The organism is Paenibacillus sp. MZ04-78.2, assembly GCF_024213375.1.
In the GTDB taxonomy this organism is placed as follows: domain Bacteria; phylum Bacillota; class Bacilli; order Paenibacillales; family NBRC-103111; genus Paenibacillus_G.
The window spans coordinates 41,524-65,092 of the sequence record NZ_JANAVJ010000012.1; the positions used below are offsets into that span (position 1 = coordinate 41,524).

The following is a 23,569-nucleotide window of genomic DNA, read 5'->3' on the forward strand; positions in this document are numbered from 1 at the left end:
TCCAATAAATCCCCTCATGATCAGTTCTCCCTTTTAGAGCTGTCAGCCAAAATATTCATCACTTCCTTAAAAAGCGGGATCGCCCTATGGCTGCCCCCTTCCGGAACGTTCTGGACGAGCACCGCAGCGGCATAGTGAGGCTGTTCTACAGGGCCGTAGCCGATAAACCAATGATTCTCGCCGGGCCTTCCGTTTTTCAACCTAACCTGTGCCGTCCCCGATTTCCCGGCCAAGCTCCATTTCGCCGACCGCAGCGCCTTCCCGGTGCCGTGCTCCACCGTCTCGGCCATCCATTCCAGCAGCCGCTTCGCCGTCACCGGCTTGATAGGTTTAGCAGCCTGCTTCAGCTCATGCGAAGGGAACGACAGGTACAACCGCTCGTTCCGGAACCGGATTTCCCGCACGATTCGCGGCGATGCTATCTCCCCTTGATTATACAGCGTCACGATCAAGTTAGCGGCTTGCAGCGGCGTCATTAACACGTCACGCTGGCCGATGGCCGTCTGTACCAGCGCCCCTTCGTCCGACTTGTCCGATGCAGCGGCATAGACTTGCCCCTGCTCCTCGGCATCCCATTGCCGAAAGCCTTTTCGGTGCGGCACGTCTCCGCTCCAGCCGACGGGCATTTCCAGCCCGAGCCTGTGCGCGTAAGCCTCCAGCTTGTCTCCCCCAAGCCGCTGCGCCACCTTCGCATACACGATGTTGCACGACTGGGCGAAGCCTTCTTCCAACGTAAGCCTACCGTGCCCTTCCTTCTTCCAGCAGGTGAAGCCGTATTTTCCAAGCGCACCCGTGCAATCGAACGTTTCGTCCGCTTTCACCGCCTTTTCTTCCAAAGCAGCGGCGGCAGTCACGGTTTTAAAAATCGATCCGGGGGCGGCCGCTTTTAATGCCTTGTTGCTCCAGTTTCCTTGGACCAGATCGATATGCTCCGGGTGGAACGCGGGCATGCTGGCCATCGCGATCGTATCCCCATTTCGAATATCCAGTACGACGACAGCGCCTTCCGTCACGTGCAAGCGCTCCAAGGTCCGTTCGATTTGCTGCTGTATCCCGGAGTCGAGTGTCGTGACGACTTTAAGCGGATAATACGGGTTGCTCGGAGTGATTTGGCGCGTATCGAGTCCGGGCAGCGGACGCTTCAAGCCGTCGGTAAAAAGCGAAACGGAGGACGGCCCGATGCCCTGCAGCCAAGGCTCAAACGTTTTTTCCAGCCCGGAGTTGCCGATTTTGCTCGTGAGCTGCAGTTCCCCCTTATGGATTTGATCGGTGAACTGCCTCGTTATCCGCTCAGGATTTTGCCCGATGAAGCCAAGCGCCTGACTTGCTGGCTGCCGCTCGGCGTAGCGCTGCTTGAAGGTCATCGCCCGGACGGATTTCAGGCCTAAAGCCTCGATCTTGGACGCCTGAGCGTCGGTCAAAGGTGCCGGACGGCCGGACACGGACCACATGGCAGGACCTTTCAACTGGCGGACAAAGGGCTGCCAAGCGGAAAGCGGAGCGTTTACGATGCTTGCCACCCGGTCCATCGCAGCAGCCGTATCGTTCCCCGCGGACTCTTCTTCGCGGATAGGGAAAACGACTAAAACCTTCTGCGCCGTTCCTGTCAAAGGGACGCCGTTTCGGTCCGTAAAATCGCCCCGCCCGCTGTCGAGCACAAGACCTTGAGCCCGTTGAATGACCGAATTTTCCACCAAATCGATCTTTCGTTCCGTCAAGCTGCGGGAGACCGCCACTTGAATCCAGAACAACCGTAAATTCCAAGCGGCCAAAACTCCGATGAGCAGCAGCAATACGATAAAAATCCGGTTCTTTTGCAGCTTTGTTCCGTTGTCCATCCCGAGCACCTGCCAGCACCTTGTAAGATGATACAAGTATAGTCAGGAACCGCCCTCTGCAAACAATCCAAACAAAAAGCGCCTTCCCCAATGGAGAAGACGCCGTGCAGACCTGCCTTAAATTTGGAATTTCGACAGCTGTTCCTTCAACGAGTTCGACAGCTCTTCGAGACTCTCGGACAGCTTCACAAGACCGGAGCTGACGCTCATTTGCTCCGAGCTTAAGGATGCCACCTCTTGCGAAGTCGCGGACGATTCTTCGGCCACCGCGCTGACGTTGGACATCGCATCGCTCAACACCATCTGCGACGTTTCAAGCTCGCTGATCGATTCCGTTACTTCGGACAATCGTTCAATGAATTCGCCCATCTGCGAATCGACTTGCTTAAAGATCGAATCGGCTTCTTTCACGGATTCGATTTGTTCCTGGAAAATCGGGTAAGCCTGCGAAAGCACGTTCACCGTCTCGTCAATTTCCTTCTGAATTGTTTCGGTAATTTGGCCGACGATCGCGATCGATTGTCTGGATTGGTCGGCCAGCTTGCGGATTTCGTCCGCGACGACCATGAAGCCTTTCCCCGCCGCACCGGCCCGGGCCGCTTCAATCGTAGCATTCAACGACAAAATGTTCGTTTGCTTCGTCATGTTGTTGAGCACGTCCAAAATTTTGCGGATGGAGCGGGTGCTTTCCTTCAGATTATCGACCTTCTCCACCATCGAACGGGTCATCGCTTCCGTTGCGTTCGTTTTGCCGATCAGCTCAGACATATATTCGATCCCTTGCTTACTCGACGCTTGAACTTCCGAAGCTGAGGAACCCATGACGATGTTGGCGTCGACCACGCTTTTCATCTGCATGCCGATATTGTGAGTCAGCTCGTTGCCGCGTTCGGATTCCATGGCCAAGCTGGATGCGCCGCTGGCGATCTCTTCCGTAGCGACGGCGATTTCCTTAGCCGCCGTAGCCGTTTTCTTCGAAGCGTCCGACAAGCTCCCCGCTGTTTGCAGCACCTCTTGAGCGGAATGATTCGTCTGCTGCACCAGTGTCGTAATTTTTTCCATCATCTCGTTAAAGCTTTGACCAAGCTGCCCAATCTCGTCCTGGCTCATGACGGTCATTCGCACCTTCAGATTGCCTTGCTCTCCTTCTTTCATCAAGTTGCGGAGCTGAACGACAGGACGGCCGATCATTCGTACGATGAAATATCCGATGACAACGGCGATAATCATTGCCACAAAGGCCATCAGCCAAGTCATGCCGAAGATGATGCCCGCATCCTTCACAAGCTCCGCCACCGGCATCGCGCCGACCAAGAGCCAGTTCGTTTTGGCCGATTTGAAATAAACGAGCTGCATGTCCCGGCTGCTGTTTTGCAGCTTTCCTTTGTCTTCGGCAAAAGCTTCCTTCGTTACCCCAAAATCGCTCGGCTTGCCGATCACCGCAGCGTCCTGGTTATAAATGTAGTTCATGTCCGGTGTGACGATGACCGTTTTACCGCCTTCGCCCATCGAAATTTGGCTGAGTTCCTTACCAACCGCTTCCAGGTTGATTTCCAACAGAAGCACGGACTGTACGGCATTGGTCGTCGTGTTCTTCAGCACGCGGCCCAGACTGAACGAAGCTGTGCCCGAATTGCCGAGCGAATCCGAATACCCCTTCGCTCTGGACTCCAGCCAAGTCGCTTTACCGTTCCCTTCAACGATCTTCTTGAACCAATCTTCCTGCGCCAGACTTTCCTTATTCATCGCTGCTCCGGCCGAAGCTATCGGCTCTCCGCTTGCTTTAAACAAATAGATCGACTTCAGCGTTTTGTTCGAGTACGAATAAACGTTCAGCTTGTCGCCAAGCTTCTGCCGGAACTGGAGAAAATCGTAGCTGTTTTTATTAACGTTATCCATATCCGCAATCAGCTTTTTCAAATCTTCGTCCAGCAAAATTTGCATCGACAAGTCTTCGTAGGTGGCGTAAAGCAGATCGAGCTTTTGCCCGGCTTGCGTAATCGTGCCTTCCGATGCATCGGCCACCTTTTTCTGAATAACTCCTTTGGAGATGTTATAAGAAGTCAGACCTACGGTCAACACGAAAAACAAGATGCTGATAAAAAAGATAAGGAACAGTTTGCCCCCTACCGACCTCAACAAGTTCATAAGTCCTACTTTCTTCAGCGAATCCATGACTTTAGCAGCACTCGAACCTTCGGGACGATTCGGGTCAGACGAATTGGGAAGCCCCTTCTTCAACGATTTGCCGGCTTTTTGCAGGCTGGCTTTAAGTGAAGACCATTGATCCTTCACAGGAAACACCACCTAAATGTGTAATAGTTTGATAAGTAAGTAAGCGTTTAACCGCTTAATCTTGGTATTCAACATGAACTGCCAAGTTCCCTTTAGTGCATCGGGTTGCGATCGAAAAATATTCGTTCCACCGCCTCAATTTTTCATTAATAAAATAAGAGTATCTTTATCTATATCGGGACCAAGTAGGTAAAATGTTATAGATATTTTAACAAAAAACGCGACTACATGACCGAAGGCGCATACTTAAGCCATTTGACCTACTCTTCGCGCCGGAGTCATTCTGCGAACGCCAAAAAGCCCCGTCCCTAAGGGACGGAGCGTCATCAAGCGGTGGTTATACCGCGGCCATTTACGAATTTCTCATTTTTTTGCGCATCATATCAAACGGACGGACCGGCTGCTCCACCTTCATCCGGATGAGCTGCAGCGGATGCCGCGCAGCGTCAAGCGCTTTGCCCTCTTCATCCTGCAGTTCGCCCAGCACCTGCTTGAAGAACGTGCCCTTCGGACCGAAGAACTCCACTTCCTGCCCCGGCTTAAAATGGTTCCGCTGCTGGATGAGTGCGGTCTGCGCCGCTTCGTCGTACTCCATCACAACGCCGACAAAATCGTACGGAGCCGCTTTGTCCTCGGGCTCGAAGATGTGCTCCTCGTGCCCCGGACGATCGTAGAAAAACCCGGTATTGATCGGACGGTTAGCCGCCTTCTGAATTTCGTACAGCCACTCCGGCTTCATCTCGTAATGCTCCGGATCGGCAAAATACGCATCGATCGCTTGACGGTACGCATTGACGACCGTGGCCACGTAGTGAACGCTCTTCATACGGCCTTCGATTTTGAAGCTGTCGACGCCGGCGCGAATCAGCTCGGGAACGTACTCGATCATGCACAGATCCTTCGAGCTCATTGAGAACGGATTATCGCCCGCTTGGAACAACGGAATTTCCTTGATGCCGATCTGCGGTCCGTTCAGCTCTTCCTCGGTCGTAAACAGATCATATTTCCAGCGACAGGACTGCGAACAGCCGCCGCGGTTCGAGTCGCGGTCCGTAAAATGGTTCGACAGTACGCACCGTCCCGAATAGGAGCTGCACATCGCCCCATGGACGAAAACCTCGATCTCCATATCGACGTGCGTCTTGATCTCGACGATTTCTTCCATGGTTGCCTCGCGGGCAAGCACGACCCGGTCGATGCCTTCTTCTTTCCAGAACTGTACCGCCTGCCGGTTCATCGTGGACTGCTGGGTGCTCAGATGAATTTCCAGCTTCGGAGCCGCGCGCTTGCATGTCTCGATAATAATCGGGTCCGCTACGATGATCGCATGCACGCCAGCATCCTGAATGCCGCGAAGATAATCTTCCAAGCCCGACAAATCTTCATTATGGGCATAAATATTCGTCGCGACGAATACTTTGGCCCCGTATTTCTCCGCAAATTCGACCCCTTCCCGCATTTCCTCGAAGGTGAAGTTGTCCGCATTCGACCTGAGCCCGTATTGCTGCCCGCCGATATAAACCGCATCCGCCCCGTAATGAACGGCGAACTTCAGCTTTTCCAAGCTGCCGGCCGGCGCGAGCAGCTCGGGCTTCTCGAACCGTACTCGCTTGCCGAGCAGCTCTTGCTTCAACAATGTCATGATATTCCACCTCGCTTGTATTTCGAATTAGGTTAATAAACCTGCTCTTTAAAAAAGAATCCGTACGTCAGCTCGCGCCGTTCGTCCTGCAGCGCGCGGATGGCATCCAGCCATTCCTCTTGAAACTCGTAGCCGTCCGGATTCGCCGTATATGCGTCTATCGCTTGCCGATAACCGCGAACAACCGCTTCATTGTACTCCGGCGACTTCAGCAGCGCCTCCAGCTTGAAGCTGTCGATGCCGCCTTCCATTAGCTCGTGCAGGCTATCCAGCATACAGATGTCATCCGAGCTCATAATATGCGTGCCGTTCGCATCCTCGTAGATCGGATATCGCTCGTTCGGTCGTTCCTGCTCGATCAAGAACAAGCCTTCCTCTTTATCGAGCTCCAGCCTTTCAAGCTCTTGAGGACGCCCTTGATGCTCCTTGTAATTGGTCAGCAGGCTCCGTTTCGAATGATATATATTCGTGATGCCGTGCACCTGTACTTCGACTTCCATCGAGCCGTCAAGCTGCCGCGCAATTTCCAGCGTCTCCTCCAGATTCAGCTCGCGGGCCAGCACCATGCGGGCCGCGCCTTTGCTTGCCCAATATTTCGCCGTCGCGTAGTTGGTAGAGGTCATCTCCGCGTTCCAGTGCAACCGCATGCCGGGTGCGAAGCTGCGAACCGCCAGCAGCACGGCCGGGTCTCCGAAGACGATACCGTCGATGCCCGATTGCTGCAATTGGCCCACATACTTCTCCAGTTCGGGCAGCAAGTCATTGTCCATAATATTGTTGACGGCTGCATACACTTTCGCTCCGTGATCATGCGCCCATGCGGCAAGCGATGCCAGCTCTTCACCGGTCACTTCCCCCGGAAGCCGCAAGCCGAACCGGTGCTCGCCTACGAGGACCGCGTCCGCCCCTGCTGCAATATACCTCTTCGCTTCTTCGGATGATCCGGCCGAAATCAACAGTTCCGGTTTTTTCATCTGCCTGCTCACCTTCTCCTCACATTGTAAAGCTACGGCTTGGCGCTCTTGGCGCTCTCCGCGATATTTTTCTTATGCTGTTCGAACGTCTCCGCAAACAAATGCGCCTTGGTTCCGTCCTTCTTCGTTACATAAAACAAATATTTGGTATCTGTCGGATAAATCGCCGCTTTGATCGAAGCGAGGCTCGGACTTGCAATCGGTCCGGGCGGCATCCCTTTATTCAAATACGTATTATAAGGACTTTGAATCTGCAAATCCTTCTCGAACAGCCGTTCCTTCGGCTTGTCGAACAAATACTGTACGGTCGCATCAATTTGCAGCGGCATGCCTTGCTTTAAGCGGTTATGAATAACGCCGCTGACGAGCGCGCGCTCGTCTTCGACAACAACCTCGCGCTCGATGAGCGAGGCCAGCGTCAGCATTTGATGCACGGTCAAGCCGCGCTGGGCCAATGTCTGCTTCCAATCCTGCGGCAGCTGCTCAAGTTTCTTGTCGAGCTCTTGCGTCATCGTCTCGATCATCTCTTGCAGACTCGTACCCTTTTTCCATTCGTACGTTTCCGGAAATAAATACCCTTCGAGACGGGAACGCAAGGACGCATTGGCCGGAATTTGCGCCGCTGCGGAGCCTTCAGCCCCCTTGTAGCCTTGTACAAGATTCATGAACTGCTGCAAGTCGACGCCTTCCTGCTGCTGCATCTTTTCCGCAATCAGACGCACGGTAAAGCCCTCGGGCACCGTCAGGCGAATACCGGCTTCCTTAACCGTATCGCCCCGGTTCAGGCGATCGATAATCTCGTCCGGCGACAGCCCGGGCGTCAAGGCGTACTCGCCTGCTTGGAAGCGGCCGCCTTCCCGCTTGTATTTCAAGTACCACGTAAAGACGCGGGCGCTGCGAATAATGCCCTTGCTCTCCAGTTCGGAGGCCAGTTGCCCTGTTCCGGCCCCCGGCGGCAGCGCGATGCGCTTCTCCGTCTCCGAAGCCGGCATCGGCTGAAGCGAGCGGGTCACATACCACCCAAACCCTGTACCGGCTCCGGCCACCATTGCAATAATTCCTATTGTTCCCCAAATCCATACTCGTTTCACAGCGCCGCTCCTTCTATATCTCCGCAAACAAACGAAAAAGAGCGGATCATCTCCGCTCAGGCTTCCTTAAGAAAAAAGTTGTACATTACAACTGTTCGTCAGCCGGAAAAGTCAACTCGTCGAAAAGCTCGGAGACGTTTTCCCATTCATCGTCGTCTTCGATCGTTTCAAGCTCAAGCTCCCCGTCATCTTTCCGCGTCACACGGTAAATTTCCGGTTCGTCTTCCTTGCCCGGCTTTGCTTTTTCCAGCATCGCGTACCCTTGATCGCCCAGGATCATTTCGGAAACGATATGATAGATGACGGATTCCTGCTCTTCGTCATACAAAATAATATCATCTCCGAACGTTTCCCGCAACTGACGGGTCGGCGTTGCTTCCATATTCGGGTTCAACGTTCCAGCCTCCTTATGCAAACGGCACGCCTCCCGGACGGGAGGCCAGGCGCCGCCTTACTTGGACGGTTCTTCTTCCTCGTCGTCGAATTCGTCCATCAGCGTGTTGAACGTTTCCTCCACGATATTCCATTCTTCTTCGTCCTCAATCGTATACAACTGCAGATCGTCGCCGTCTTCTTCATAGCGGAACGCGTACACTTCGTCGGATTCCTCGTCGGCATCGACAGGAACAACCATCATATACTTTTTATCCGAGCCGTCCACTTCGAATTTCATGATGACTTCGAATTCTTCTTCGTTGCCTTCTTCATCGGGAATGTAAATAATTTCGGGCTCTTCCTGCAGCTGATCCTGATTGACATTTTGATCTTTATCTGTCACCGTTCTTCACCTCTTCGAGTTGGATTGGGCATCCATATATCCTTGCAAAATGAGCGCAGCCGCCATCTTGTCGATGACCTGCTTCCGTTTCTTGCGGCTGACGTCCGCCTCCAGCAGCGTGCGCTGGGCGGAGGCGGTTGTCAGCCTTTCATCCCACAAATGCACCGGCAATTGTAGGGTTTCATGCAGTTGCTCTGAAAATGCGATACAAATTTCTCCACGCGGACCGATCGTGTTGTTCATGTTTTTCGGCAGGCCTACGACGATTTCCGTGACACTGTATTGCGCGATAAGCTCCCGAAGGCGGGCCAAATCGCGCTCCTCGGTCGTTCTCCGGATCACTTCAAGCCCCTGCGCTGTCCAACCGAGTTCGTCGCTGACGGCGACGCCGATCGTTTTGTCCCCGTAATCCAGTCCCATCAAGCGCATTAGGTTCTCCATTCTGGTGGCTAAGTCCGTTGAATGCTGCGTGAGCGGATCATTCTTCCGATCGCTGTTGTCTCCGGATTCTTGGATCAGATAACCTTGAAAGGTTAGAATCCGGAGACAAAGGCGACCGCTAACGCTTCTCCAGAACGATTCCGCCCCCTCCGCTGTATTCACCTGACTTTTAGGATTTATTGTGCTGCAAGTAGGAACGGACCAGTTCCTCGATCAATTCGTCCCGCTCCCGCTTGCGGATGATGCTGCGCGCATTGTTGTGACGCGGAATGTAAGCCGGGTCGCCCGAAAGCAAATAGCCTACGATTTGGTTGATCGGATTGTACCCCTTCTCCTGCAGCGCGTCATACACCGCTAAAATGACTTCTTTGGGCGAGGTTTCGATCTCTTCCGCTTTTACGTTGAACTTCATCGTTTTATCCATCGAACTCATTTAGAGGCACCCCCCTGCATTGATCAATACTGACTTATTCGCCACGATCCTGAAAATTCCTGTTGACGGCGAAATTATTATTTTGCCGCGACGAGCTGCTCCACGCTTTGCAGCGCTTCCTGCAGCTTGGAAGCGTCCTTGCCGCCGGCCTGCGCCATGTCCGGACGGCCGCCGCCGCTGCCGCCGCAGCGAGCAGCGACTTCCTTAATCAGCTTGCCGGCGTGGTAGCCCTTCGACACCAGATCCGGCGTAACGGCCGCAACCAGATTGACCTTGTCCTCTGCAGCGGATCCTAGTACGATCACGGCCGAGCCAAGCTTCGTTTTCATCTGATCGACGATATTGCGGAGCGACTCCATATCGCCTGCGCTCACCTGAGCGGCAAGCACCGTTACGCCGTCCACCGTTTTCGCCTGATCGGTGAGCGAGCCTGCTTCAATGCCGCCGAGCTTCGCTTTGAGCGATTCGTTCTCGCGCGATACTTCCTTAAGCTGTGCAAACAAGCCGTCGATCCGTTTCGGCACGTCGCCGATATTCGATTTCAGCAGGCTTGCGGCGTCGCGCAGCAGCTGCAACTGCCCATCCAAATATTGATAGCCGTTCCGTCCCGTCGTCGCTTCGATCCGGCGCACGCCGGAGCCGATCCCCGACTCGCTGACGATTTTGAACAAGCCGATCTGGCTCGTATTCCGCACATGACAGCCGCCGCACAGCTCCAGGCTGTAGCCGCCGACCTGCACGACGCGGACGATATCGCCGTATTTTTCGCCGAAGAGCGCCATAGCCCCCATGGTCTTGGCTTCGGCAATCGGTTTAAGCGAAATCTCGACTTCGATGCTCTTCCAAATTTGGGCGTTCACCCGCTGCTCGATCTCCTGCAGCTCTTCCGCGGAAATGCTGCCGAAGTGCGAGAAGTCGAAGCGCAGGCGCTCGGGCGCAACCAGCGATCCGGCTTGGTTCACGTGCTCACCGAGCACTTCCTTGAGCGCTTTGTGCAGCAGGTGGGTAGCCGTATGATTTTTAATGATATCTTCGCGCATATCCTGCGTTACCGTTGCCTGAACAGTGTCGCCCTTGCGCAGCACGCCCGCTTCCACGATAACAGTATGCACGTGCTGGCCGTGCGGCGCCTTGCCCACGTCCTCAACCTTGAGCACCGTATCGCCTGCGGTAATATATCCGTGATCGCTGACCTGACCGCCGCTTTCGGCGTAGAACGGAGTTTGGTCCAAAATCACCTGGCACGTCTCGCCCGTTCCGACCAAATCAACGAACTGGTTCTCATGCACGACCGCGATCACTTTAGCAGCAGTTACCAAATCAGTATATCCAACAAACTCGCTTTTAACCGTGAAATCCGCCAGCGGGCCGCCCTGCACCTTCATGCTGTCGGTCTCTTTGCGGGCCTCGCGGGCACGATCGCGCTGCTCCTGCATCGCTTGATCGAAGCCTGCGCGGTCGACCGTCATCCCTTTCTCGGCAGCAAAATCCTCGGTCAGATCGAACGGGAAGCCATACGTATCGTACAGCTTGAACGCATCCGGGCCGCTGATGACCCTGCTGCCTTCGTTGCGGGCTTTGTCGACCATTTCGGCCAAAATTGCAAGGCCGTCGGACAGCGTCTCATGGAAACGTTCCTCCTCGATGCGGATGACCTTCTCGATGAATTCGCGTTTTTCGACCACTTCCGGGTAATAGATACCCATCACGTCGCCGACAATCGGGGTCAGCGTATACAGGAACGGCTTATCCATGCCGAGCACCTTGCCGTACCGCACCGCGCGGCGGAGCAAACGGCGGATGACGTAGCCGCGGCCCTCATTGGACGGAAGCACGCCGTCGCCAACGGAGAAAGCAACGGTACGGATGTGGTCGGCGATTACTTTCAGCGCCACGTCGTGCTCTTCGTTTTGCTTGTAAGTCACGCCGGCAAGCTGGGCCGTCTTTTGAATGATCGGCTGGAACAGATCGGTGTCGAAGTTCGAATCGACATCCTGCAGAATAGAAGCGAAGCGCTCCAAGCCAGCGCCGGTATCGATGTTTTTGTTCGGGAGCGGCGTATAGCTGCCGTCCTTGTTATGGTTAAACTGGGAGAAAACAAGGTTCCATACTTCAAGGAACCGCTCGTTCTCCCCGCCCGGCCAGCACTCGGGATCACTAAGATCGCCGTACTTGTCGCCGCGGTCGTAGAAAATTTCCGTACACGGGCCACAAGGACCTTCGCCGATGTCCCAGAAATTTTCCTCCAGCTTGTAGATGCGCTCTTCCGGCAGGCCGATCTTTTTATTCCACATTTCGAACGCTTCGGTATCCTCGGGATATACGGTGACGGACAACCGGTTCGGATCGAAGCCGATCCACTCAGGGCTTGTCAGAAATTCCCAGGCCCACGTAATCGCTTCTTCTTTGAAATATTCGCCAATGGAGAAATTGCCGAGCATTTCAAAGAACGTATGGTGACGGCGCGTTTTGCCGACGTTCTCAATATCGTTCGTACGGATGCACTTCTGCGAGTTCGCGATCCGCGGATTTTCCGGGACGACGCGGCCGTCGAAATACGGCTTCAGCGGCGCCATGCCTGCGTTGATCCACAGCAGCGACGGATCGTTGTGTGGCACAAGCGGCGCGCTGGGTTCGATCGTGTGCCCCTTGCTCTCAAAAAATTTCAACCATTTTGCGCGAATTTCACTTGCTTTCATTGGGTTCATTTTCCTCCCGACACTTCATTTTAATACAAAAAAACGCCCCTGAAACAGGGACGATTTGCTCGCGGTACCACCCTGGTTATTGTGCGGCTGCATAGATACGCCTTCACAATCTCCTCTGTCCGGACGATAACGGGCCCGCCCGGCGAACTTTTTGAATCCGCGCTCCGAAATGAGCGTTCGGTCATCCTTCATTAGAAAGGTTTTCCCAGCTGGAGCTGCGAGACTGCAAGCAAGCTTGCCACGTGACGCCTCCAAAACCTTCTCTCTGGCTAATGGACTATGACGTACTTAAATTTCATCAACGCTTTAATGTACCTGTAAATAAGCACTATTTATCAAAATTATAGCTTTCGTGCAGCAGACTTGTCAACAAACGTCTACTGCTCCCAAGCCATGCGCTGGACAAGCCGATGCCTGAACAAGCTGATGACGAAATCCTCGTAGAAATCGTGGCGGACAATCCATTGATACTCGCCGTCTTCATGGGCGTAAAATAAGACGTCCGTGATCACGTCATTATCGTCGAAATAATCGCGAATCCGCTTCACTGCCTTCTCGACACCGGCATCGGGGCGATGGAGCTTCATCCGGAACTCAACATCTTGTCCGTTCGATTGCTCTTCAATGGTCAGAAGCTCACGGTCGTACTCGTAGTATAGCATGGTGAAGCCTCCTTCGATTAACCAACTGCTGTTACATCAAATATCTCACATACACATATATATTTGCAACAGCTATCGAGAGCAGCATAAGCGGAAAGGCGATCACGAAAAATTTCATGAACGAAATCGGATGCCCTTCCCTTGCCGCCATACCGGCTACGATTAGATTCGCGCTCGCGCCGATCAGCGTGCCGTTACCTCCGAGACAAGCCCCGAGCGCAAGACTCCACCAAAGCGGCTCCAGGTTGCTGACCCCCATCGTACCCATTTCCTGAATCATCGGAATCATCGTCGCCACAAACGGGATATTATCCAAAAACGCCGAAGCGATTCCGCTGAGCCAGAGGATCAGAATCGCCGATTTCGTCACATCGCCACCCGTTACCCCGACCGCGTAGTTCGCCAACGCGGCGATCACGCCGGTTTCAATCAAGCCCGAGACAAGCACGAACAATCCGACGAAGAAGAAGATCGTCGTCCACTCGACCCGCTGAAACGCCTCTTCCAGAAAGTGCTCGCCGGTCAACAGCAGCAGCAGGAATGCGCCTGCAAGGGCCACGGTTGCCGACTCCAAATGGACGGACTGGTGAACGAAGAAGCCGATCAGGGTTAATCCAAGCACCACAAGACATTTTTTCAATAGCACCGGATCGCGGATTTCCGCTTTTTCGTTCATTTTCATCAGTCCCAGCCGCAGTTCTTCCGTCGTTCGAATCTGTTTGCGGTAAAACAGCACGAAGAAAGGTACGGTGATCGCGAGGATAATCGCCGCAATCGGCGCCAAATTGCTGATGAAGGCCATGAAAGTCAGTTCTTTCACCGCGCTGCCGATCATGATGTTCGGCGGATCGCCGATCAGCGTCGCCGTGCCGCCGATATTGCAGGCGAGAATTTGCGACATCAGAAAAGGAACCGGATTCACTTGCAGCTGCCGTGTAATACTAAAGGTTACCGGCACCATCAGCAGCACGGTCGTCACGTTATCCAGAAACGCCGAGCCGATCGCCGTTACCAGCGAAAGCACGACCATGATCCGGACCGGGTGACCGCCCGCCTTTTTGGCCGACCAGACTGCAATATATTTGAATAGTCCCGTTTCCGCGGTAATACCAACGATAATCATCATACCCACCAGCAGGCCAAGCGTGTTGAAGTCGATATGATGGATTGCCGTTTCCTGACTGACGATACCCAGAACGACCATCAAAATGCCGCCGATCATGGCAACGATCGTCCGGTGAATTTTTTCCGAAACGATAAAACCGTAGGCTACCGCAAACAATCCGATAGCGATAAGTGCTTGTTGATCCATAATGAATTCCTTTCTCCGATGCAATTTTTTTGGTGCCGCCGGCTCACATCGCTCTTCCGTATAACCCTAAAAAAAGCAAAAAGAAGCCCTTGGTGACAGGCTCCTCCGAAAATCAACGCGATTATGTACTTGTCTTGTGCAACCAGCAGGCATCCGGTCAACGGCGGGATATCGAAGACACGTTCCCCTACCGCTGCCAACTTATATATACGCACAAGGTAGTCGCTTGGTTTCGCCCAATAAAAATTTTTTTCTAAAATATAATCATGTCGTCTTCCGGTGAATGTAATACATAAACACATGCTGCAGAATTACTTTCATGACCGCAAAAAACGGAACCGCCAGTATGAGTCCCGTGATCCCGGCAATCTCCCCGCCCACAAGCAGCGCGAAAATGATCACAAGCGGATGCATATTAAGCGAACGGCCGACTACTTGAGGCGAGATTACGTTCCCTTCCAGTATTTGACACGCCGTATTGATGAGTCCGACAAACAGCACCATCTTCCAGGAAATCGTGGACGCCACGATCAGCGCCGGCGCCGCCCCGAGAAACGGACCGAGGTAAGGGATAATGTTGAACACCGCAACGACGCTGGCCAGCAGCAGCGCATACGGCATGCCGATCAACCAATATCCGATGTAGGCGAGCAGCCCGACGATCATACATACGGTAAACTGGCCGCGGATATAGTTGCCGAGCGCCATATCGATATCCATCAGCATGGACACGATTTCTTTTCGGTGCGTTTTCGGCACGATGGCCAGCGTCGATTTTTCAATCAGTTGAAAATCTTTCAGGATATAGAAGGCGACAAACGGAATGATGAAGAGAAGGAAGACCGTATTGATGGTGCTGCCGATCCCGTTAATGTATTCCGCAATCGCAAGCGAGATTCCGTTCTCCAGCTTCGAAAGCGACTGCTGTATGCCCATCCGTACGCTGTCCGGGAGAAAGTTGAGTCCGTTTAAGCCGTTTACAACGCTTTGCGCCTTAAAAGCGACATCCGGCATCTTATCGTTCAATTCTGCGAGCTGCCGCACGAACATCGGAATGAGGTTCATCAACACGACGGTGGCCGAAGTAACGAAAACCGCATAAATGAGCAGCACGGCCATCGTTCGCGGCACTTTGCGGGCGCCGAGCAGTGTCACCACCGGATTCAGCACGTAAGAAACGATCAGCGCGATCACGAACGGCGTCAAAATTTTTTTCAAAAAATCAAACAAACCCGCAATCATCGGACGGAGCTGCAGCAGCATGTACAAAATGATCAAACCGAGCAGCGTATAAATCATGCCGACGAGCAGCCGTTGTTTCGGGAACCGGTCCATAGCGCCCCCCTTTTACCTCGATCTGACTTCTGACGAAGAGCTTGCCTTTTACAGTATATGTACAAGTCCGGGCTCTTAACCCAGCGAACAAAAAAACCGCTTGCCCCGAGACGCCTGTTCAAGGCGTCCGGAAAAGCGGTTTGACTATACAATCGTGCTCGAACCGGAACTCCCCTGTCGAATCTCTGGAGCATCCCGTCAGTTGGCATGAAGCTCGGGCATTTCCTCTTCAAAAAACAAATCGTCGAGCGAGCTAAGCGTGCCGTCTTCCTCCACTTGGAATACGGACATTTTTTCCCCGTTCACAGTCAGTTCGATAAAACAGCCCCAACAGTAAAACTGATGGGAGCCGATCTTTCCAATATCCTTGGAATTGCAATTTGGACAACGTAACATCGGTATCACCCTATTCTTCTTTTGGTCCGAAGATTTCTTGAAGCGCTTCGCTGGCGTGAACGGGAACAATTAAGGCGTCGTCGCCGACCTTGACCACATCCGGCATCGGAAGCCATCTGCGCCCTTCCGTTAGATCCGAGATGAAACCTTCGGTCAATTCATAACCTATTACCTTTATGCCCTCATCCGCATCCAAATAAACATCCTCGATCACCCCGAGCTGCTGCCCGTTGACGGTAATGACCGGGAGTCCCTTCAGCTTGCGTTCGCCAAACAGCAGCGCCCTGCAAGCGGAGCTTGGATTCAGCGGGCGGACGGCTTGTTCTGCGGCAATCGTAACAGCGTCGTCGCCCATCGCTATCACGTCTTTTTGCTCAATACACGTGGCTTCTGAAAACCAATGCCCCGCTTCGAGCAGCACCGACTCGACCTCCCAGCCTTCGTTCAGCAGCAGGTCTTTGGCGCTGCCCACTTGTTTCCCTGTCTCTACGCAAATGACCGGCAATCCGATAACATCGCGCGCTTTTTTCAACGAGCTTCTCTCCCAGCCGGCAAATCGAAATTTGCCTATCCTTTAGTACGTAAGCGGCTGATAATGGTTTCAACGGCCGTGGCGGCAGCAGCCATTTGCCCGGAGTCGTTGCCCGGTCCGAAGCTGAATCGGATGGCCGATTGCGTCACCTCATCCGGCAACCTCATCGCCTTAAGCACATGAGAGATTTCCAAGGAGCCGGATGTACAAGCCGAGCCGCTTGAAGCCATCACTCCCGCAAGATCCAAATTCATCAGCATCGTCTCGGTGGAAATGCCGGGGAAGCTGACATTTAAAATGTGCGGAAGCTTCTCTGTGGGATGACCGTTGACGACAAATTGACCGGGGGCCAGACGCCGTTCCAATTCGGTGACCATTTCTTGACGTAGTTTTTCCATCTTTTGTTGCACTTCATACCTATTTCGGTCAAAAATTTCTACGGCTTTTGCAAAGCCTGCGATGCCGGCCGTATTTTCCGTCGCCGGACGGCGTTTCCGTTCTTGAGCGCCGCCGTAGAGCAGCGGTATGACGCGAGTGTTTTTGGCTATATATAACGCGCCGACCCCCTTGGGACCGTTCAGTTTATGCGCGGAAAAACTCATCAAATCTACCGACAGCTCACGAAGATTGATAGGCACGTGAGCCAACGCTTGAACGGCGTCGACATGAAAACAAATGCCGCGCTCCCTGGCAAATCGTCCGATCGCTTCGACCGGCTGGAGCGTACCGACTTCGTTGTTGCCGTACATGACGCTGATCAGGATCGTATCCGGCCGAATGGCCGCTTCCACATCGTTCGGCGAAACTTGACCGAATCGGTCCACAGGCACATAAGTCACTTCGTATCCAAGCTGTTCCAATCGTTCACAAGCATGAAGAACGGCATGATGTTCGATCTGTGTCGTTATGATATGCCGGCCGCGTTCCCGGTACGCCTCAGCCGCACCGAATAGCGCCATGTTGTCGCTTTCCGTTCCGCTCCCTGTGAAAACGAGTTCGGACGGCGCGCAGCCGACAAAAGCGGAGATCCGGTCCCGGGCGGCGCTAAGCGCCATTCTGGCTTCCCGACCGGCTTGATGCGTACTTGAGGGGTTCCCGTACGCCCCGGTCCAATAAGGAAGCATCGTTTCCACGACTTCGGGAAGTACGGGCGTTGTGGCGGCGTGATCTAAATAAATGAGCTCCAAAGCTTTCACCACATCTGTTAGGAGGATTATTTCAAAAGCGGTCTAAATGTAAAACATGTAGCTGTCATTCTGACTTCCTTCGTCTTTATAAGAAATCAAATCGTGCAGCGTCGTCGAATCAAGCACCTGCGCAATTCCGTCACGGATCCGAATCCAGAGCTGGCGTTTAGCCGGATCGTCTTCTTCCGTGAAGTCCACCGGGCTGATCGGACCTTCCAGCACCCGAATCACATCACCGGAGGTAATGTCTTCGGGCGATTTGGACAAAATATATCCGCCGTATGCGCCGCGGATGCTTTTAACGAGACCTGCATTACGCAGCGGAGCAACCAATTGCTCCAAATAATGCTCGGAAAGCTGATGTTTTTCTGCGATGCTTTTCAGTGAGGTGGGGCCTTCTCCGAACTTCGTCGCGAGCTCCATCATGATCGTGAGTCCGTAGCGGCCTTTGGTGGAAATCTTCAACTTGTAGCACCTCGTTTACATTTCATACATTTTTATATCGTTTCTATGGTAACATAAAACCTTGTATTTTGGGAGAAAAACCGTGGCATATTCATGAAAAATTTTATTCTTTCTTCATTTGAATGTATAATACTTTTAATGTACGAACGATGTACAGGTATAGAAGCGAGGTAATGATCATGACAACAAAACCGCGAGTCGTTCTCGGGATGTCGGGCGGCGTCGATTCTTCCGTATCCGCGCTTGTTCTGAAGGAACAAGGTTACGAGGTCATCGGCGTGTTCATGAAGAACTGGGACGATACCGACGAATTCGGGCGCTGTACGGCGGAAGAGGACGCCGAAGACGTGCGCCGCGTCTGCGACCAAATCGGCATTCCCTATTATACGGTAAATTTTGAGAAACCATACATGGATAAGGTGTTCGCCTACTTCCTTGACGAGTATCGCAAAGGGCGGACGCCGAATCCCGACGTGATGTGCAACCGGGAGATCAAGTTCGGGGAGTTTTTGAACAAAGCGCTCGAACTCGGCGCCGACTACATCGCCACCGGCCACTACGCCCGCGTCGAGGAGCGGGACGGCAAATACCGTCTGCTGCGCGGGGTCGATAGCAACAAGGACCAGACATATTTTCTGCACGCGCTGAACCAATACCAGCTGTCCAAAGCGATGTTCCCGATCGGCCATCTTCCGAAGCCGGAAGTCCGGGCTATTGCTGAAAAAGCGGGACTGGCGACCGCGAAGAAAAAAGACAGCACCGGCGTCTGCTTTATCGGCGAGCGGAACTTCAAGGAGTTCTTAAGCGGCTATCTGCCCGCGAAGCCGGGAGAGATGCGGACACTGGAGGGCGAAGTAAAAGGACGGCACGACGGCCTTATGTACTATACGCTCGGTCAGCGCCAAGGCCTCGGCATTGGCGGCTCCGGCAGCGGAGAGCCTTGGTTCGTCGCCGGCAAAGATTTGGAAAACAATATATTGTATGTCGTTCAGGGCGAGAAGCATCCGGCGCTCTACTCGACCGGACTGCTGGCGACCGATTTGAACTGGATGGCCGGCGAACCGCCGAAAGAGCCGCTGCACTGCACGGCGAAGTTCCGTTACCGTCAACCCGACCAAGGCGTGACGGTCCATTTCGGCGAAGGCGGCCGCTGCGAAATCGTGTACGACCAGCCGCAAAAGGCGGTGACGCCCGGACAATCCGTCGTCTTCTACGACGGGGAGGTCTGTCTCGGCGGCGCGGTCATCGACAAAGTGTTGCAGTAAGTCTGCATATATGTGTAACAAAGGGGAGCTTTCCGGTGTAAACCGGGGCTCCCTTTTAAAAATCAGTAACTTCAATTTAATCGGACTTCCAAAATTGGATAGCCACGACTATTCCAGGCCTAAACGGACTTATTTCCCCGGAAATGTTCCATCCTGACCTATACCATATAACCCTGCGGCTTCACTCCGTCGCAGGCTTGTTATATTTCGCGAAAATTTTTGCTTCCACTCCGCTATTTTGCGGCTGATAAAATCGCTTGCCTTTCACTTCCGGAGGAAGGTATTCGTTCCGGGCGTTCGGATGATCGATAGGGTTCGAATAAGTTCTTGTACCGTCGCGGACATCTGCGGGGACCTCGTAAGCTTTCGTCTGCTTGACGTAGTCGAGCGCTCCGTTGATTGCTTTATAGACCGCATTGCTTTTCGGACTCTCGCAAATGAACACGACGGCTTCGGCGATAGCCATTCGTGCTTCCGGCATACCGACAAACTCGACGGCATCTTTGGCCGCCAATGCGATTTGCAGCGCGGTCGGATTGGCCATGCCCACATCTTCCGTCGCATGAACGACGATTCTGCGGCAGATGTATAGCGGGTCCACACCCGAATACAGCATGCGCGCCAGCCAATAAATGGCCGCATCCGTCTGGCCGCCGCGGAGCGACTTGCAAAAGGCGGATGTCATGTCGTAAAAATCGGTATGGGTTATCGCATTGATCCGGGACTCGAACGATTCCTGAATCGTCTGCAGCTCGATCGTTTGTGAATCATGCAGCGAATAGGCGGCCGTTTCCAAGGCGATCAAGGCATTTCTTACATCACCATTGCAGACATCGCATAAATAATCCATTGCTTCCTGTGTAATCCGATACTCCCCGCTCAGCCCTCTCTCGGAGTCTGCCAATGCCTGACGCAAAATTTGCTCCAGATCGTCCTTTTGCAGCGCTTCAAGCCGGTACACACGGCAGCGGCTGACAAGAGGAGGTATAATATCGTGTGCGATGCTTTCCGTCGTCGCGCCGATCAAGATAATGGTTCCGTCTTCGACGATTGGCAGCAGCGACTCCTGCACATTGCTTTTGAGCGCGTGGATTTCATCCAAGAACAGAATCGTCCGCTGATTGTACAGCTTCAGATTGTCTTTCGCTTTTCGGGCGACTTCCCGCAGATCCGAGACTGAAAGCGAGACGCCGTTCAATTTCTCAAAATGCGAGCTCGTCATTCCGCTGATAATCGTGGCAAGCGTCGTTTTGCCGCTGGAAGGCGGGCCTTGCAAAATCATGGAGCCGATCTTGTCCGTTTCGATGAGCCGGCGCAGCACCTTGCCTTCGCCGAGCAAATGCTTCTGTCCGAAAAATTGCTCCAGATTTTGCGGGCGCATTCTTTCCGCCAGCGGCTTATATTCGTTCGTCCGGTTAAAATCGAATAAGTCCATGGTTTTCTCCAACCGCCAATCCCTGTGTATTCGCAAAAAAAAGCATAGGCCCTTGACGCCGCATATGTGCTGCGAACGTGTGACCCATGCTTTTTATTATAAAAGCACTTTGGACAATTTACAAAGCCGGACATCCGATGCTTGATCGGGGCTGCGCTTCACAAGGATGCTTTTTATGCCGAATCGCTGATTCTGCTACTTCAGTCCGGCCTTAGCCAATAGGTCGCGGACAGCGACGCTGACCATGATCAGCCCGGCGACCGGCGGAACGAACGCATTGCTAGCGGGCGGCTGCTGCGCTTTACGAATCTCGGGCGCATTCTCCGGCACGATCTGCTGCGTGACGTCTACCCGCGGCTTGAGCGGCTCCTCCGTTGAAAAAACGACTTTGACGCCCTTCTTAATGCCTTCCTTCCGCAGCTTGTGACGAATTACCCGCGCCATCGGATCGACGCTCGTCTTGGAAATATCCGCCACCTGAAACCGGGTCGGGTCCATCTTATTCGCGGCGCCCATACTGGAAATGAGCGAAATCTTGCGCTGCAGGCATTGCTTGATCAGATGAATTTTGTAGCTGATCGTATCCGAAGCGTCCAATACATAGTCCAACGGATATTGGAACAACTGCTCATACGTTTCTTCGGTATAAAACATGCGTAAGGCGACGGCATCGCATTCCGGGTTGATTTGCAGGATACGATCTCGCATCAGCTCCGCCTTCGGCTGGCCGACCGTCGTCACCAAAGCATGAATTTGCCGATTTACATTCGTAATATCGACGACATCCTTGTCGATCATGATGATCCGACCGACGCCGGTGCGGGCCAACGCTTCGGCGGCGATCGAACCGACGCCGCCGATGCCAAGAACCGCCACCGTACTATTTTTCATTACCTCAAGCCCTTCCGGGCCGATCGCCAGCTCCGTACGGGAAAATTGATGCAGCATGGCTTACTGTCCACACTCCTCTTATTCGGGTGTTAAGCTTTGGCGGAAGGCTGCTTGAGCGCCAAACGAATGGACAGATCCTCAAGCTGCTTGGCATCCACAGGACCCGGAGCTCCGGTCAACAGGTCCGTTGCGCTGGCCGTTTTCGGGAAGGCAATCGTTTCGCGCAGGTTGGTACGGCCGGTAATCAGCATCACGAGCCGGTCGAAACCGAAAGCAATGCCCCCGTGAGGCGGCGTACCGTATTCGAAAGCCTCCAGCAGGTAGCCGAACTTCTCCTGCGCTTCTTCCTTGGAAAGACCAAGCGTAGCGAACATTTTCTCTTGCACTTCACGCTGATAAATCCGCATGGAGCCGCCGCCGACTTCATAGCCGTTCAGCACAAGGTCGTAGGCCTGCGCGCGGATTTGGCCCGGGTCGGTGTCGAAGTAATGCATGTCTTCTTCCTTCGGGCGGGTAAACGGATGATGCTCCGCCACATAGCGCTTCGCTTCTTCGTCATAGCTAAGCAGCGGGAAGTCCACTACCCACGCGAACTTGAATTTGCTGTCGTCGATCAGGCCCAACTGACGGCCGATTTTCAATCGAAGGTTGCCGAGCACGTCGGCAACGACCTTCTTCGTATCGGCGGAGAACAGCAGCAGGTCGCCTTCTTCGGCTTGCAGACGCTGCTTGAGCTGCTCCAGCTCCTGCTCGTTGAAAAATTTCACGATCGGCCCTTTCAGCTCGCCGTCTTTATACGTCATCCACGCAAGCCCTTTGGCCCCGTAGCGTGCGGCGAATACGCCGAGATCGTCGATTTCCTTGCGGCTCCAGGCGGCGCAGCCTTTGGCATTGAGCGCCTTCACCTGGCCGCCCTTTTTAATGACGTTCGCAAATACTTGGACGCCCGATTCGGCGACAATGTCTGACACGTCCTGCAGCTCCAGACCAAAACGAAGATCCGGCTTGTCGGAGCCGTATTTGCCCATCGCATCCGCGTAGGTGATGCGTTGGAAAGGCGTTTCGATGTCGGCGCTGGCCGTTTCTTTAAACAAGCGTACGACGAGGTTCTCCATCATGCCGAGCAGTTGATCCTGCGACAGGAACGACGTCTCGATGTCCACCTGTGTAAATTCCGGTTGGCGGTCGGCGCGCAAATCTTCGTCGCGGAAGCAGCGGGCGATTTGGTAATAGCGCTCCATGCCGCTTACCATCAGCAGCTGCTTGAAAATTTGCGGCGACTGCGGCAGCGCGAAAAACTCGCCCGGATGGACACGGCTTGGCACCAAGTAATCGCGTGCGCCTTCCGGCGTACTGTTGATCAAAATCGGCGTTTCCACCTCGATAAAACCGTTCTCGTCCAAATAATCGCGGAATATTTTGGCGGCTTTGGCCCGCAGCATCAACGTACGCTGCATTTCCGGACGGCGCAGGTCGAGATAGCGGTGCTTGAGACGAAGCGATTCGTCGATCTCGATCCCGTCTTCGATGAAGAACGGCGGATTTTTCGCGGCATTCAAGATTTCGATCTCCTTGATGCGAACTTCGATCTCCCCAGTCGGAAGGTTCGGGTTGACAGTCTCCGCATCCCGCTCAACAACTTCGCCGCGTACCGCGAGCACGTATTCGTTACGCGCCCGGTCGGCTACCGCAAGCGCTTCGCCGGAAAAAGCCGGATTAAATACGATTTGCACGATCCCGCTCCGGTCGCGCAGATCGATGAACAATACCCCGCCCAAGTCGCGGCGGCGCTGCACCCAACCGTTCAGCGTAACCGTCTCTCCTACATTTGCTTTGCTCAAAGTACCGCAATGCTGCGTTTTTAACATCGTCGTCATGGTGTTTGTTAC

General features: G+C 53.7%; 21 protein-coding genes. 1 reads left to right on the plus strand and 20 read right to left on the minus strand.

All coding sequences use genetic code 11. The features are described 5' to 3' along the window. Nucleotides 1–20: 20 nt before the first annotated feature. From NLX71_RS11485 to cymR, 17 genes are all read right to left on the minus strand, one after another. Nucleotides 21–1,838, minus strand: coding sequence for a peptidoglycan D,D-transpeptidase FtsI family protein (locus NLX71_RS11485; RefSeq protein WP_254363782.1), 1,818 nt, complete (start codon nucleotides 1,836–1,838; stop codon nucleotides 21–23). A gap of 117 nt (nucleotides 1,839–1,955) precedes the next feature. Next, nucleotides 1,956–4,133 carry a methyl-accepting chemotaxis protein gene (locus NLX71_RS11490; protein ID WP_254363783.1) on the minus strand — a complete coding sequence of 726 codons (2,178 nt, stop codon included), beginning with the start codon at nucleotides 4,131–4,133 and terminating at the stop codon, nucleotides 1,956–1,958. A gap of 352 nt (nucleotides 4,134–4,485) precedes the next feature. Then, entirely contained in the window at nucleotides 4,486–5,775 is a 1,290-nt protein-coding gene (locus NLX71_RS11495; protein WP_254363784.1) for a peptidase U32 family protein, read from the minus strand. Nucleotides 5,776–5,807: 32 nt separating this feature from the next. Continuing rightward, nucleotides 5,808–6,749 carry a peptidase U32 family protein gene (locus NLX71_RS11500; RefSeq protein WP_254363785.1) on the minus strand — a complete coding sequence of 314 codons (942 nt, stop codon included), beginning with the start codon at nucleotides 6,747–6,749 and terminating at the stop codon, nucleotides 5,808–5,810. Nucleotides 6,750–6,781: 32 nt separating this feature from the next. Beyond that, on the minus strand, nucleotides 6,782–7,840 hold the full coding sequence (mltG, locus tag NLX71_RS11505; RefSeq protein ID WP_254363786.1) for an endolytic transglycosylase MltG: 1,059 nt from the start codon (nucleotides 7,838–7,840) through the stop codon (nucleotides 6,782–6,784). 85 nt (nucleotides 7,841–7,925) lie between these two features. After that, complete coding sequence (locus tag NLX71_RS11510; protein WP_254363787.1) at nucleotides 7,926–8,234, minus strand: DUF1292 domain-containing protein; 309 nt, start codon at nucleotides 8,232–8,234, stop codon at nucleotides 7,926–7,928. A gap of 57 nt (nucleotides 8,235–8,291) precedes the next feature. Next, nucleotides 8,292–8,618, minus strand: a complete 327-nt coding sequence (locus NLX71_RS11515; RefSeq protein WP_254363788.1) for a DUF1292 domain-containing protein — start codon at nucleotides 8,616–8,618, stop codon at nucleotides 8,292–8,294. 6 nt (nucleotides 8,619–8,624) lie between these two features. Continuing rightward, complete coding sequence (ruvX, locus tag NLX71_RS11520; protein ID WP_254363789.1) at nucleotides 8,625–9,047, minus strand: Holliday junction resolvase RuvX; 423 nt, start codon at nucleotides 9,045–9,047, stop codon at nucleotides 8,625–8,627. Between the two features lie 181 nt (nucleotides 9,048–9,228). After that, the gene (locus NLX71_RS11525; RefSeq protein WP_254363790.1) at nucleotides 9,229–9,492 is read right to left on the minus strand and encodes an IreB family regulatory phosphoprotein; all 264 of its coding nucleotides are present in this window, start codon (nucleotides 9,490–9,492) and stop codon (nucleotides 9,229–9,231) included. A gap of 77 nt (nucleotides 9,493–9,569) precedes the next feature. Beyond that, the gene (alaS, locus tag NLX71_RS11530; protein ID WP_254363791.1) at nucleotides 9,570–12,191 is read right to left on the minus strand and encodes an alanine--tRNA ligase; all 2,622 of its coding nucleotides are present in this window, start codon (nucleotides 12,189–12,191) and stop codon (nucleotides 9,570–9,572) included. Nucleotides 12,192–12,577: 386 nt separating this feature from the next. Further along, nucleotides 12,578–12,862: a hypothetical protein gene (locus NLX71_RS11535; RefSeq protein ID WP_254363792.1), complete on the minus strand. Its 285-nt coding sequence runs from the start codon at nucleotides 12,860–12,862 to the stop codon at nucleotides 12,578–12,580. A gap of 31 nt (nucleotides 12,863–12,893) precedes the next feature. Continuing rightward, on the minus strand, nucleotides 12,894–14,174 hold the full coding sequence (locus tag NLX71_RS11540; RefSeq protein ID WP_254363793.1) for an ArsB/NhaD family transporter: 1,281 nt from the start codon (nucleotides 14,172–14,174) through the stop codon (nucleotides 12,894–12,896). A 264-nt stretch (nucleotides 14,175–14,438) separates the two neighbouring features. Then, the gene (locus NLX71_RS11545) at nucleotides 14,439–15,509 is read right to left on the minus strand and encodes an AI-2E family transporter (RefSeq protein WP_254363794.1); all 1,071 of its coding nucleotides are present in this window, start codon (nucleotides 15,507–15,509) and stop codon (nucleotides 14,439–14,441) included. 198 nt (nucleotides 15,510–15,707) lie between these two features. Next, nucleotides 15,708–15,905: a hypothetical protein gene (locus NLX71_RS11550; protein ID WP_010497085.1), complete on the minus strand. Its 198-nt coding sequence runs from the start codon at nucleotides 15,903–15,905 to the stop codon at nucleotides 15,708–15,710. 10 nt (nucleotides 15,906–15,915) lie between these two features. Next, on the minus strand, nucleotides 15,916–16,437 hold the full coding sequence (locus tag NLX71_RS11555) for a PRC-barrel domain-containing protein (protein WP_254363795.1): 522 nt from the start codon (nucleotides 16,435–16,437) through the stop codon (nucleotides 15,916–15,918). A gap of 35 nt (nucleotides 16,438–16,472) precedes the next feature. Further along, the gene (locus NLX71_RS11560) at nucleotides 16,473–17,624 is read right to left on the minus strand and encodes a cysteine desulfurase family protein (RefSeq protein ID WP_254363796.1); all 1,152 of its coding nucleotides are present in this window, start codon (nucleotides 17,622–17,624) and stop codon (nucleotides 16,473–16,475) included. Between the two features lie 42 nt (nucleotides 17,625–17,666). After that, nucleotides 17,667–18,089, minus strand: coding sequence for a cysteine metabolism transcriptional regulator CymR (gene cymR / locus NLX71_RS11565; RefSeq protein ID WP_254363797.1), 423 nt, complete (start codon nucleotides 18,087–18,089; stop codon nucleotides 17,667–17,669). A gap of 173 nt (nucleotides 18,090–18,262) precedes the next feature. Here cymR and mnmA point away from each other — a divergent pair, with 173 nt between their 5' ends. Continuing rightward, a complete protein-coding gene (mnmA, locus tag NLX71_RS11570; RefSeq protein ID WP_375377914.1) occupies nucleotides 18,263–19,354 on the plus strand; it encodes a tRNA 2-thiouridine(34) synthase MnmA in 1,092 nt (363 codons plus the stop codon). Between the two features lie 181 nt (nucleotides 19,355–19,535). Here mnmA and NLX71_RS11575 read toward each other — a convergent pair whose 3' ends face one another. The 3 genes from NLX71_RS11575 to aspS form a co-directional block, all read right to left on the minus strand. After that, nucleotides 19,536–20,789, minus strand: coding sequence for a replication-associated recombination protein A (locus NLX71_RS11575; protein ID WP_254363799.1), 1,254 nt, complete (start codon nucleotides 20,787–20,789; stop codon nucleotides 19,536–19,538). 195 nt (nucleotides 20,790–20,984) lie between these two features. After that, nucleotides 20,985–21,737, minus strand: a complete 753-nt coding sequence (locus tag NLX71_RS11580) for a tRNA threonylcarbamoyladenosine dehydratase (RefSeq protein ID WP_254363800.1) — start codon at nucleotides 21,735–21,737, stop codon at nucleotides 20,985–20,987. 32 nt (nucleotides 21,738–21,769) lie between these two features. Continuing rightward, nucleotides 21,770–23,557, minus strand: a complete 1,788-nt coding sequence (aspS, locus tag NLX71_RS11585) for an aspartate--tRNA ligase (protein ID WP_254363801.1) — start codon at nucleotides 23,555–23,557, stop codon at nucleotides 21,770–21,772. Nucleotides 23,558–23,569 lie beyond the last annotated feature (12 nt).

What these genes read in the sequence shown, in the direction of transcription:
- NLX71_RS11485 (WP_254363782.1), bottom strand. Translation starts at nt 1,838, where the DNA reads ATGGACAACGGAACAAAGCTGCAAAAGAACCGGATTTTTATCGTATTG.
- ruvX (WP_254363789.1), bottom strand. Translation starts at nt 9,047, where the DNA reads ATGCGCTTGATGGGACTGGATTACGGGGACAAAACGATCGGCGTCGCC.
- NLX71_RS11575 (WP_254363799.1), bottom strand. Translation starts at nt 20,789, where the DNA reads ATGGACTTATTCGATTTTAACCGGACGAACGAATATAAGCCGCTGGCG.
- NLX71_RS11500 (WP_254363785.1), bottom strand. Translation starts at nt 6,749, where the DNA reads ATGAAAAAACCGGAACTGTTGATTTCGGCCGGATCATCCGAAGAAGCG.
- NLX71_RS11495 (WP_254363784.1), bottom strand. Translation starts at nt 5,775, where the DNA reads ATGACATTGTTGAAGCAAGAGCTGCTCGGCAAGCGAGTACGGTTCGAG.
- mnmA (WP_375377914.1), top strand. Translation starts at nt 18,263, where the DNA reads ATGATCATGACAACAAAACCGCGAGTCGTTCTCGGGATGTCGGGCGGC.
- NLX71_RS11545 (WP_254363794.1), bottom strand. Translation starts at nt 15,509, where the DNA reads ATGGACCGGTTCCCGAAACAACGGCTGCTCGTCGGCATGATTTATACG.
- NLX71_RS11540 (WP_254363793.1), bottom strand. Translation starts at nt 14,174, where the DNA reads ATGGATCAACAAGCACTTATCGCTATCGGATTGTTTGCGGTAGCCTAC.
- NLX71_RS11550 (WP_010497085.1), bottom strand. Translation starts at nt 15,905, where the DNA reads ATGTTACGTTGTCCAAATTGCAATTCCAAGGATATTGGAAAGATCGGC.
- NLX71_RS11580 (WP_254363800.1), bottom strand. Translation starts at nt 21,737, where the DNA reads ATGCTGCATCAATTTTCCCGTACGGAGCTGGCGATCGGCCCGGAAGGG.
- aspS (WP_254363801.1), bottom strand. Translation starts at nt 23,557, where the DNA reads ATGACGACGATGTTAAAAACGCAGCATTGCGGTACTTTGAGCAAAGCA.
- NLX71_RS11535 (WP_254363792.1), bottom strand. Translation starts at nt 12,862, where the DNA reads ATGCTATACTACGAGTACGACCGTGAGCTTCTGACCATTGAAGAGCAA.
- alaS (WP_254363791.1), bottom strand. Translation starts at nt 12,191, where the DNA reads ATGAAAGCAAGTGAAATTCGCGCAAAATGGTTGAAATTTTTTGAGAGC.
- NLX71_RS11525 (WP_254363790.1), bottom strand. Translation starts at nt 9,492, where the DNA reads ATGAGTTCGATGGATAAAACGATGAAGTTCAACGTAAAAGCGGAAGAG.